The 11274-nt window shown below is 35.0% G+C and carries 9 protein-coding genes and 1 rRNA gene; all 10 read left to right on the plus strand.

Annotated elements, in window-relative coordinates; translation table 11 throughout:
• Nucleotides 1–251 precede the first annotated feature (251 nt).
• The gene (locus DW965_RS17615) at nt 252–1391 is read left to right on the plus strand and encodes a hypothetical protein (protein ID WP_055226864.1); all 1140 of its coding nucleotides are present in this window, start codon (nt 252–254) and stop codon (nt 1389–1391) included.
• A gap of 458 nt (nt 1392–1849) precedes the next feature.
• Entirely contained in the window at nt 1850–2116 is a 267-nt protein-coding gene (locus tag DW965_RS17620) for a hypothetical protein (RefSeq protein ID WP_055226866.1), read from the plus strand.
• Complete coding sequence (gene ccpM, locus DW965_RS17625) at nt 2109–3515, plus strand: Cys-rich peptide radical SAM maturase CcpM (RefSeq protein WP_055265672.1); 1407 nt, start codon at nt 2109–2111, stop codon at nt 3513–3515. The genes DW965_RS17620 and ccpM overlap by 8 nt, the downstream gene beginning before the upstream one ends.
• A gap of 2 nt (nt 3516–3517) precedes the next feature.
• A complete protein-coding gene (locus DW965_RS17630) occupies nt 3518–4561 on the plus strand; it encodes a DUF1611 domain-containing protein (protein ID WP_055226872.1) in 1044 nt (347 codons plus the stop codon).
• A 141-nt stretch (nt 4562–4702) separates the two neighbouring features.
• A complete protein-coding gene (locus DW965_RS17635; protein WP_158554998.1) occupies nt 4703–6112 on the plus strand; it encodes an ABC transporter permease in 1410 nt (469 codons plus the stop codon).
• 6 nt (nt 6113–6118) lie between these two features.
• On the plus strand, nt 6119–7012 hold the full coding sequence (locus tag DW965_RS17640) for a leucine-rich repeat domain-containing protein (RefSeq protein WP_022463281.1): 894 nt from the start codon (nt 6119–6121) through the stop codon (nt 7010–7012).
• 20 nt (nt 7013–7032) lie between these two features.
• Nucleotides 7033–8709, plus strand: a complete 1677-nt coding sequence (locus tag DW965_RS17645) for an ABC transporter ATP-binding protein (RefSeq protein ID WP_055226874.1) — start codon at nt 7033–7035, stop codon at nt 8707–8709.
• Between the two features lie 31 nt (nt 8710–8740).
• The gene (locus DW965_RS17650) at nt 8741–9406 is read left to right on the plus strand and encodes an ABC transporter ATP-binding protein (protein ID WP_055226876.1); all 666 of its coding nucleotides are present in this window, start codon (nt 8741–8743) and stop codon (nt 9404–9406) included.
• A gap of 24 nt (nt 9407–9430) precedes the next feature.
• A complete protein-coding gene (locus tag DW965_RS17655; RefSeq protein ID WP_055226878.1) occupies nt 9431–10663 on the plus strand; it encodes an ABC transporter permease in 1233 nt (410 codons plus the stop codon).
• Nucleotides 10664–11202: 539 nt separating this feature from the next.
• Nucleotides 11203–11274: ribosomal RNA gene (locus DW965_RS17660) — 16S ribosomal RNA — on the plus strand; the annotation flags it as partial.

Raw genomic sequence — 11274 nt, forward strand, 5'->3', positions numbered from 1 at the left:
TATCTATAAATATACGTATTTATATAAAAAAATTACATGTTTTTGTGAAAAAAATATTTATGTGAATTTATAATGAATAAAAACTGAAAATATGTACAAAAAGCACATGTTTTTGTGAAAAAAATATTTATGTGAATTTATAATGAATAAAAACTGAAAATATGTACAAAAAGCACATTGAAAAAAGAAGAAATATAGATATAATGTAAGTATGTAGACGAAAAAGAAAAGCTGAACAAGACTATTTGCATATGAAAAATAAAAAAAACGATGGAAAATATGTAATTATAGATGACGGGACAGCAGGGGGGCTGTTTCTGAGTGAGAATGAATACTATGTTGATGAGAATAAAAAAGTTGTTTTGTGCAATTCTGAAAAAAAAGATAATCTGTTTAGAAAGAGATATAAACTAACACATGGCGATAAGTGTTATAGTATCATCAAATATTTTTGCCCAGAGGTAGAATTTATCTCTATAAAAATTATGGAAACAGGGGAAAGAGGTAGCATTGATTCATTCAAAGCGGCGTTAGAATGGTGCTTAAAAGAAAAGATAAAACTTGTGCATATGAGTGTTGGAACAACAAATTATATAGATGCAAAAAAGATAGAAAATATTATAAAACAAATGGTTTCTAATAAAATGATATTATGTGCAGCGCTATCAAATACAAACTTTCCTACATGGCCGGCATGCTTTGATGGGGTTTTCGGGGTAAGAAATTATATTGCTAAATTGCAGGAAAAAGAAATTTCGGTGTCTAAATCATTTCCTTTTTCGGAAATGAATTCGATACAGTTAAATTTTGATGACGTTTTAAAGAAGATTGTTGGGAAAGAATACAAATCAAATAGTTTTGCAGCTCCGATTATTACTGTGCTTTTGATATGTTATTTAAGGAAAAATAAAAAAGGTTCATACCAAGATGCAAAAAAATTTATTATGAATCATATAAACAAATGTATCTATGAAAAAGAATTGGAATGGAATGGGATTGTGAATAATAAAGCGTGGTCAATTCCGATAATTTTAACACGTACTGTTATTGGGGCAAAGTTGTTATATGAGTGTTTTGGGAAGGAAGACTATGAGTGTATAGTATTAACATCAGAAAAGAACCTAAAAGAGTCTTGCGTGGCAGAAATTCCATTAGAATTTTATACGCATGGGAATGTGACAGAGACGTTAATAATGGCAGTAAATACAATATACAATCCAGATGTGCTTATTATTCAAACGGATAAAAATATATTTGAAAGTAATAGTTTGATAGATTTTGAGGTTTTTGATAAAAAAGGATGGAATGTGAAAACAAGGATGGAGCAAATGCAGTTTGAAAATTGTTATAACGCATATAAATGGATAATAATGCAACTTTTAGACGACTAAAATTTACTGGATTACTTTTGCGATCGCAATGGGTAATAAAATTATGCTCGAAGGGAGGTATTCAAATGAAGAAAACGCTTAAAAAGAAAGAACATAAGGGAAGAAATAATGTGAGTGTTTATGCAAATGGACCGTGTTCATGCACATGCTTTTCTACGTGTGGGTCTGCCTATGTTCAGAAAGCTCAGGCGCAGAATCAGTTATACACAAGTGTATTTGGATCTAATGCTAATCACTAAAATGTAAGAAAGATGAGGGCAGCTACAGTGTTAATTAGTGGTAGTCCTCATTTTAATTAGAGGATAAGTTTAAAAGTTGATTTAAGCATTATAAAAAATCGTTTAAGAATATGGCTAGAAGTATTATAGATCCTTTGAAATAGCGTTTGTTAAAATGTTGATATGTTTGTTGTAGAGTAAAAATGCTGACAATAGTAGATTTGATGAAAGAGAATAGAAATGATAGAAGAAAAAGTGAAAGATATATTAAAGAAATATAGAAATTTAGAACAGAAAAAAGACTGGAAAAATCAAAAGCTTTTAGGAAATGATCTAAAATTCAGCGCAAGAGATTTGATAAATGTATATGTGGAGTTAGAAAAAGAATTTGATATTCATTTTAAGGAAAAAGATATTGTGGCTGGAAAATTTGATACATTTGATGACATAATAAAATTGATTAACAAAGAAATAGCATATAAAACAAGAGGAAAAGAACATGCATAAACCATTTATTCATTGTTTCAAAACTGCAAAAGAATATTATGTATATGATGTGAATACTGATAAAATTATTCAGGTGTCTTTCGAAACATATAATTTTTTGGAAAACAATATTTGGGATGAAAAAGCGGAAAGAGAAATAGAAAAGCTAATAAATGAAGGATATTTGAAAAGAACGCGGGTAGAAGAGGTAAAACATTTTGCTACGGACTTTTTAGAATCTTATTTAGAAAATAGAATGAATCAGTTAGTTTTGCAAGTGACACAAAAATGTAATTTGCGTTGCAGTTATTGTGTTTATTCTGGTGATTACAAAAATAGAAATCATAGTCAAAAAGAAATGAGCTGGGAAACTGCAAAAGAAGCAGTAGATTATTTGTATGGGCATTCGATGTCTAGCGAAGACATATATATATCATTTTATGGCGGAGAGCCATTATTAATGTTCAGATTGATAAAAGAAGTAGTTGAGTATGTGAAGAGAGAATATTGCCAAAGAACGGTACATTTTAATTTGACCACTAATGGAACGTTGTTTACACCAGAAATTGTTCAGTATTTTATTAAAAATAATATACAAATTATGTTTAGTTTGGATGGGCCTAAAGAAGTGCACGATAAAAATAGAATATTTGCAGGAAGTAATAGAGGATCATTTGAAAAATTGAGAGATAGCATGAAAATGATATATAGTATGGACAGAAAATATTATAAAAAAAATGTGTCTTTCAACACAGTGTTAGATCCCCAAAATGAGTTAAGAACAATATATGAGTTTTTGGATAAAGATAGGCTGATTTCGAAAAATTTGAGTAGAATATCTGTTTTGAATGATAATTATACGGATAAACAATGTGAATTTAGCGGAGAATTTGTTGAAGAACAGGAATATGAATATTTTAAATGTTTTCTTTCAAAATTAAAACGAATTAATGAAAAATTTGTGGCTAGAGCAGTAAAAGAAGAATTTGATAATGAAATGAGAGAAATTAAACAACATGAGGAAAAAATGCAAGAAGAGATTTCAAAGGTAAATCATCATAGTGGTCCCTGTATTCCAGGCGCGAAAAAAATTTTTGTAACAGCAGAAGGAAATATATATCCGTGTGAGCGAGTGAGTGAAATATCAGAAGTTTCCAAAATAGGTGATATAAAAAAAGGAATAGATAAAAACAAAGTGTTAAATTTGCTAAATATAGAACGATATTCGCAAGACCGGTGTAAGGATTGTTGGGCATATCAACATTGCACAATTTGTATAGCATGTGCAGATGACACTAAAAATATTTCAAATAAAGAAATAGAAAAACATTGCTGGAAGGTTAGAGGGGGATTTGAAGAGGCAATGAAAAATTACTGTACTTTAAAAGAACTTGGTTATAAATTTGAGGAGTATGAATGAAAATGTTAAAAAGAGTAGGTATATTTCCGGTAGATCAAGAAAGTATAACACTATTTGAGAACATACATGAATGTAGATATGGTGAAATTATGCATATTGCTTCAATAAAAGCATGGGGACTTTGCGGGAAAAAAATTCAACGTTGTGATGGTAGTGAGATAATAATAGAGGAGGGAATAGGTAATATTATAAAAGAATGTGAAGTGTTAATTCTTCTTGAAAGTTGGCACGATGCATCGCCTGAATATATAAAGAGCGTGGTGAAAACAGCAAAGCAGAAATCCATAACGATAGTTTCTATTAATAATATCAGGAACAGTTTAGAGATAGATCAGCATTATGAAAATGTCGTTGTTGCTAAAAAATTAAAAATTCAAAAAAAGTGTGACGATTTAAGAGTAAGAAAGATAAATATTCCGGTTATTTGCGTTTTGGGTTTGACACAAAATAGTGGAAAATTGAAAATGGAATTAGAACTGCAAAAATGTTTGAAACAAAAAGGATATAAAGTTGCAGCAATTGTTTCTGGATTAAATGGATTAATTGGGAAAGATACATTTTGCTTTGAAAAGAAATATTTAAATGGGAAAAATAGGAATGAAGAGATAATTATAAATATAAATGCGGCTGTAAAGCGGTTAGAACAAGATTATGATATTGTAATTGTTGGGATACCAGGAGCATGTCTCTCGTTTAATCCACAATATTCTAATGATTTTGGCATTACTACACAATTGTTTATGTGTGCAATAGAACCAGATTATAGTGTTTTGATGCTACCATATATGCGCTATGAAGAAGCGTTTATTAGTCATGTTAAAGATGAGGTTCAAAAAAGATATGATATTACAATTAATGATATTGGAATATCAGAATTTGCAATTGATATGGATGCGAGTTTTGAACAAAAAAAGATGTGTTTTTTAAAATTAATTGACAAGGAAAGGGATTTTGAGCATTTGAAAAAAATATCAGTTGTTGATATTAAAAGTGATTCTCAAATAGAAAAATTGAGCGATAGGATTATTTGGACACTTGAAAATTAAACATAAGCTTGTCGCATTTTGAAATATATAGGGGGAAGAAAGAATATGTTGAAAAGAGCGAGCAGAAAATTAAGAAGTACTCCTGCGAAAACATTGATGTATATCATACTGTTTTTAGTACTTTTCCTGGCGATATTTTCTATGCTGATGATTGGAATTGCAAGTGGAAATAAAGTGAAAAGAGCACAGGAAACATTGGCCAACTCTATTACTCTGCGCGGGCCGGCCGAGGGAGAAGCTGGAAAATCATGTACTGTATATGCGATCCCGTCCGCAATCGTAGAAAAGTTCATTGACAGCAATTATGTTCAGGGGTACACCATGGAAGCGGGAACATATTGGCTTGATCCGGTGGATACGGAAACATATATCAGCGAGGAGACACAACAGCGCCTAAAAGGTTATCTGAAAGATTCAGGCATGTATACGATGACGGCTGTTGGAACACTGGACTGCGCATACGATACCTATTTTCTGGCAAAGGGTTACAGGATTGTGGAAGGAAGCGGACTGAGCTACGGAGAACGGGGCAAATACGAAGCTGTGGTAGGAGAAAAATACGCCGAAAAAAATCATCTCCATGTGGGCGATACTGTTAAATATAAAATGGAGCAGGGAACGATCGAATACTATAAAGTAAGTGCCCCGGAAGAAATTAGTTTCAAAATTCGAGGCATTTACAGAACTCCAGAGGTTTATCAGTCCGATTCCGTTGTGAATGACTGGCACAATAATTTAATTTTTATTCCACTGGATATTTTCTGCGAGTATTCTATGAAAGCATTAAAAATTCAAAATGTGGGATTTAATACAGTTACGGTCTATTTGAAAGATACAAAATCAGTTGAACCATTCATAGAAGAAACAAAAAACAAAATAAAAATAGGAAGTGTGGATGATGTTGTACAGACCGATGAAAATGGAATACGTTCCAGCGTAAAGCCAATGGTAATATCACAGCAGGATTTGGAATCTGGAGAATGGTCCTATCAGTTGATTCGAAACAAGGAATGGTATGAGATGGTTGCGAAACCTGTTGAAAAATTGAATCGTCTGATAGGATATATGATCGTAGGATTTGTGACTGCCGGAATTTTACTGTTCGGCATTCTGACCAGCCTGTCAGTCAAAGGGCGAAAACGTGAGATTGGAATTTTACTTTCGATGGGGGAACACAGAAAAAGGATTTTAGGACAGTTCGTTTTGGAGAATTTGGTTCCGGTTTTGATTGCCCTGGTTTTTGCGGCGCTGTGTGCGACACCAACAGCAGAGTATTTCGCAGATCGGATGATTTCGAATCAGGCTGAGAAAGTGGAGCAGGAAAATGAAGATCTGTCGGGAAATATTAAAAACGCGCTCCCGACAAGCGAAATAGCTGCGTATGAATCAACGGGAGTAACTGTTGATACGGATTTGTCCATTGAGTGGAACTGGAAAATCATGACGGGGATGATTCTTGGTATTTTAGATCTTTTCCTTTTGATATTAATTCTGCAAGTCGGCAAAATAACTAGAGAAAGCCCGGCATCTATATTGCTGGACAGAAAGTAGGTGTTCATGAAGAAAAAAAGAATGATAATGATCGTAGCGATGGTTCTGGTGCTGGTATGGCGGGAAGACGTTTTTGCAGTGGAATCTGGAACGACACAGGTTTCGCTACAGGCAGACTGGCTCCAAGAGGGAGATTACCAGTATAGCGTGGAAGAAGATGAAACTGTAACTTTACGAAACTATATCGGGACGGAAAGCGTGATTGTCACACCGAAAGAAGTAGGTGGGAAAGAAGTGACGAGAATCGGAGATTCCTGCTTTTTGAGAAAAACGGATCTTCGGGCAGTGCAGATATCCGAAGGCATTGTTGAAATCGGGGAATCTGCCTTTGCGGAAGATGGTCAGTACAGTGATACAACTGCTGGGTTTATCAGCATTGTAATGCCAAAAACACTAAAAAAGGTAGGAAAAAGCGCATTTCAGGGAACTAGAATCACACAGATTTATTTTTATGATGGTTTAGAGAGCATTGGTGATAATGCCTTTATGTATTGCTCTTCTTTGTCAAAAATACGGATTCCAGATAGCGTGGAGAAAGTAGGACAATTTTTATTTTTGGGAGCTGGAAAACCCTATGAAGAAAGTCAAGATAGTGCGATGAAGATTTTTGGCGGAAAAATAGCGGAAGAACTTGCAAAAGATAATCAAAGAGCCGAATATGGTGGTGAAGAAATGCAGGAAATTTCGATCCAGTATTGGCTTGAGAAGAAGGAGAATGAAACGAAAGAAGAGGTTATAGGACAAAAATATTTTGATAAAAATGATACAGGCTTTGAAAAAGTATTTTTTAAGGCTCCTTCGAGTGGAGAAAAGCAAAGTGGGAAAATAGTCTGGATGGACATATTTCTTGGGGTGTGTATGGTTGGACTAATAGGAATCAGTGTTTGCTTAAAGGATTAAAAATATTATATTTGTGAACAATGAAGAAAATAATAGAGAATAATAAATGTTTATATTTTTTAAAAGAGTTACTCAAATATAAAAAAGAAATAGGTATTTTGAGTATAAGCACTATTGTTTCTACAGTAACTGTATTTCTGCAACCATTATTGATAAAACAGATCACAGACATCGGAATACTCGAAAAAAATATGCCCCAAATTGTTAATGGAGTAGCCGGTTTATTTGTTTGTGTGCTGGTATATTTAATGATTGAAGTTGTGCAGGCAAAAACTTTTGCAGAAATACATAATTCATTCTATAAGAACTTGTATTGCAATGTATTTCGAAAATTATTGCATTTAAAAAAACATTATTTTCAAATGAAAAATAGTATGGAAATAGTGCAAATGTTACAATGCGATGTATCTCAGGTTGCGTCTATGACAGATAGATATGTAGTGATGAGCTTTTCGTATGTTTTTCGTGTAATTAGTGGACTTGCTGGACTTATGCTGTTGAGTCCTGAACTGTTATGCATTGTAGTGATAGTAATTCCAGTGAAATACGTGTTAGTAAAATGTCTTGCTAAAAAGCGTGAGAAAAACATGAAAATGTATATTCAAGTTGAGCAACAATTTGGAGGATGGCTTGGCGATACAATTAATACTGTGGAAGAAATTAAATTGTGGAATCTATATGAATTAAGAAAATGCGAATTTTTAAAACAGATTTGTAAATCGTTAGCGGTTGAAATGAAAGGAACCATGATTGAGACATGGAATATTTTTGGGGATGCTGTTTTAGAGTGGGGTGTAACAATTCTTATTTATTTAGTTGGTGGATATTTGGTGTTCGTGGGAAAAATTTCCATAGGTTCAGTTTTTGCTTTTGTTTCTTATTCTAGTTATGTTACAAGACCGGTAAATAGTTTAATTGATCTGCGTATGCATTTTGCAAGTGTCAAACCGTCCGCTGAACGACTTTATACATTTTTGAATATGGAAGAGGAACGAAGTGGAAGTAAAAGAGTGGAAAAAGAGATTTCGCCAATATTAGAATTTAAAAATGTGAGATTTCAGTATACAAAGGATAGGGAAGTGTTAAAGAAAGTATCTTTTAAACTTGAGCCGGGAGAAAAAGTGGCTATTATTGGAAAAAATGGAAGTGGAAAATCAACAATTTTGGAATTACTATTACGATTTTATGAACCGGAAGAAGGAGAAATTTTATGTAATGGTGAAAATATAAAAGTGCTAAAATTATCAGAATACCGAAGCCTTTTTTCTGTTGTGAGTCAGAAATCAGCGTTGTTTTTGGGGGACATTGTGCAGAATATAGATTTGGAGGGGAAAGCAGACAGACAAAAACTGAATGAGGTACTAAGGAAAAGTGGCGTGAAAAAATACTTGCAACGTTTTCCAGAAAAAGAAAAAACACAAATAGGAGATGATGGAGCATTTCTTTCAGGAGGAGAAAGACAAAAGCTTGTGGTTGCACGGGCACTATTGAAAGATGCGCCGGTTATGCTTTTTGATGAAGCGTCCAGTGGATTTGATGTAGAAGCCAATGAATATCTTTATAAAATTATAACAGAAGAAATGCCGGAAAAATCTGTGATTTTTATTACACATCATTATGATAAACTGGAAAAATTTGATAAAGTATATTTGGTAAAAGATGGGTTTCTTACGGAAGTGAGAACTGGAAAAATGTAGAGGCGACTAGATTATAGTAGAAAGGAACAATATGGCAGAACTGGAATTAAAAGAGGTAAGCTATTTTTACGAGAGCGGCGGAAAGAGAATTGATATTTTGGATAAAGCCAGCTATTCATTTGAGAAGGGTACTCTTTACACGATTGTTGGTCCTTCTGGATCGGGGAAAACAACGACGCTGACTTTGGCGGGTGCGCTGGAAGAACCTAAGAGCGGCTGCGTGTGCTTTGAAGGAAAAGATATCCGGGAAATTGGCTATACAAGATATCGAAACAGCAAGATTGGAATTGTGTTTCAGGCGTATAATCTGCTGCCTTATCTGACCCCGCTGGAGAATGTGCTGGCGGCAATGGAAATTACGTCAAATCCGATTAAAAACAAAAAAGAACGGGCGCGGGAACTTCTGACACGAATGGGAATTACAGAAGATCAGATGAACCGCAATATCAATAAACTTTCAGGAGGCGAACAGCAGCGCGTAGCGATTGCGCGTGCGATTTCGACAAATGCAGAGGTGATTCTTGCGGATGAGCCGACGGGAAATCTGGACGTTGATACGGCGGCTGGCATTGTGAAAATTTTCAAAGAGCTGGCTCATGAAGATAAGAAATGTGTAATAGCAGTTACACATTCGGAAGCATTTGCCGCGGAGGCAGATGTGGTGGTACGGCTGGAAAAGAAAAAATTGCAGGATTAAACATGAGGGGGAGGGAAAGTTTTTATGAACTGGATCAAAAGAGCATTTCGCAGTATTTCTTATCATAAAAAAAATACAATTCTGATGTTTTTAAGTTTCCTGATTTTATCCATCCTGATCCTGTTTGGCTTATGTATCCGCGCGGCAAGTCGGGAACGGATATGGGAGATTCGGACGAGCATCGGAGGAAGCGTGCTTGTATCGAATGAGCGTCAGATATACAGTGAAGAGCCGCGCGGTGTGAATTCGATTTCACATCAAAAATATTTGGAACTCTGCGCTGATGAAAGAATTCGGTTTGGCAGCTGTAATACGGTGACAGCTGCTCTGGCGGATAACTTTACAGCTGAAATTATGGACGGACAGGAAGAAAATGGAACAGAAAATATTTATGTGGAGGGATCATCTGATCCTGTCGAGTATTTTAGTTCTGTTTCTTCTGTAGTTACACTGATTTCGGGACATGTACCGCAGAATGCAGAAGAAGCGGTAGTCAGTGATGGGATTGCGGAACGGAATGGACTGGGAATAGGAGATACCATAGCTGTTCTTTCACCATACACAAAGGAGCGGTATACATTTAAAATCAGTGGTATTTACAGTACGAACGAGGCAGCTTACAGTGGAAATGTGGTATATAATAACCCAGCAAATGCTATCTATACCCTGGATACACCAGTTTATGAGATGAATGAAAATGATAATGTAAAAGAAATTACATTGCAGTTGAAGGACCCGGAAGAAGGAAGAGCGTTTGCTGAAGATGCGAAAAAAATGCCGGAATATATCAAAGAAGAATATGATATGGACTATACGGTAAATGTTTCAGCTTATAAAGCGGTGGCCGACAGCCTGAAGAGCCTGGCAGGGATTTCGAATCTCATGGTGATAGTTTCCGTAATCCTTGGAACTATCACATTAAGTTTTTTGATTCTTATGAATTTGCGGGATCGCATGTTTGAGATTGGCATTCTTCTTTCTGTTGGAGAAACAAAGATGCGGATTATGCTGCAGATGTTGATGGAATCTTTTTGCCCGGTATTGCTGGCAATTACAGCGGGGGTAATTTTTTCTTATCCTTTGGCGAATGTGATAAAAATAGCTGTAGATCTTTCGAACGGTGTGCAGGCTGCAATTAAGACACAGCAGATTATAATATTGTATCTTTGTGGAATGGGGGTTGTGCTGGCTTCTTCTATGGTTATGGTATACCAGATTGTACGATATCAGCCGAAAAAGATTTTGATGATGGAGTAAAAAAAGAAATAGTCAGATAAAATACTGAATATGCAGAATTGACCGTATTTTTCTAAAAATAAGAAAATTCGAAAAAAGGTGTTGACTTTTGCTTTCGGGGGTGTTATTATAACTAAGCTGTCAGCGAGAGCTACAGTGAATGAGTTCTTTTGAAACAGAAAAACCTAGTTCGGAGCCGGGTGGCTGCCGCGGGTTGCAAAACTACTTCAAAAAAACTTGAAAAAAGTTCTTGACAAAAGCAAATGAGTTTGATAGAATAAACGAGTTGCTGATCGAGAGAACGGCAGAGAACAAAACGTTCTCAGGAAGTTCGAAAGAGCTTCAAAAAATAAATTAAAAAAGTTCTTGACAAATGAAAAGCTCTGTGATAAAATAAACGAGCTGATCCGAGTCGGAACGGCAGAGATCCTTGATAATTAAACAGTGAAACACATCCTCGAAAGTTCTGAATAAGTAATTCAAAACGATCGAAAGATCCTTTAAAACAGTAAAAGGGATAAATTAGCTAGTATGTTGATTTTGAACTTGGAACAAACATTTTATCAGAGAGTTTGATCCTGGCTCAGGATGAACGCTGGCGGCGTGCTTAACACATGCAAGTCGAGCGAAGC

This window comes from Blautia sp. AM47-4 (genome assembly GCF_003479865.1).
GTDB lineage: Bacteria > Bacillota > Clostridia > Lachnospirales > Lachnospiraceae > Fusicatenibacter > Fusicatenibacter saccharivorans.

Bases quoted from the DNA above. Each gene is read 5' to 3' on its own strand.
- DW965_RS17615 (WP_055226864.1), top strand. From the start codon at position 252: ATGAAAAATAAAAAAAACGATGGAAAATATGTAATTATAGATGACGGG.
- DW965_RS17620 (WP_055226866.1), top strand. From the start codon at position 1,850: ATGATAGAAGAAAAAGTGAAAGATATATTAAAGAAATATAGAAATTTA.
- ccpM (WP_055265672.1), top strand. From the start codon at position 2,109: ATGCATAAACCATTTATTCATTGTTTCAAAACTGCAAAAGAATATTAT.
- DW965_RS17630 (WP_055226872.1), top strand. From the start codon at position 3,518: ATGTTAAAAAGAGTAGGTATATTTCCGGTAGATCAAGAAAGTATAACA.
- DW965_RS17635 (WP_158554998.1), top strand. From the start codon at position 4,703: ATGCTGATGATTGGAATTGCAAGTGGAAATAAAGTGAAAAGAGCACAG.
- DW965_RS17640 (WP_022463281.1), top strand. From the start codon at position 6,119: ATGAAGAAAAAAAGAATGATAATGATCGTAGCGATGGTTCTGGTGCTG.
- DW965_RS17645 (WP_055226874.1), top strand. From the start codon at position 7,033: ATGAAGAAAATAATAGAGAATAATAAATGTTTATATTTTTTAAAAGAG.
- DW965_RS17650 (WP_055226876.1), top strand. From the start codon at position 8,741: ATGGCAGAACTGGAATTAAAAGAGGTAAGCTATTTTTACGAGAGCGGC.
- DW965_RS17655 (WP_055226878.1), top strand. From the start codon at position 9,431: ATGAACTGGATCAAAAGAGCATTTCGCAGTATTTCTTATCATAAAAAA.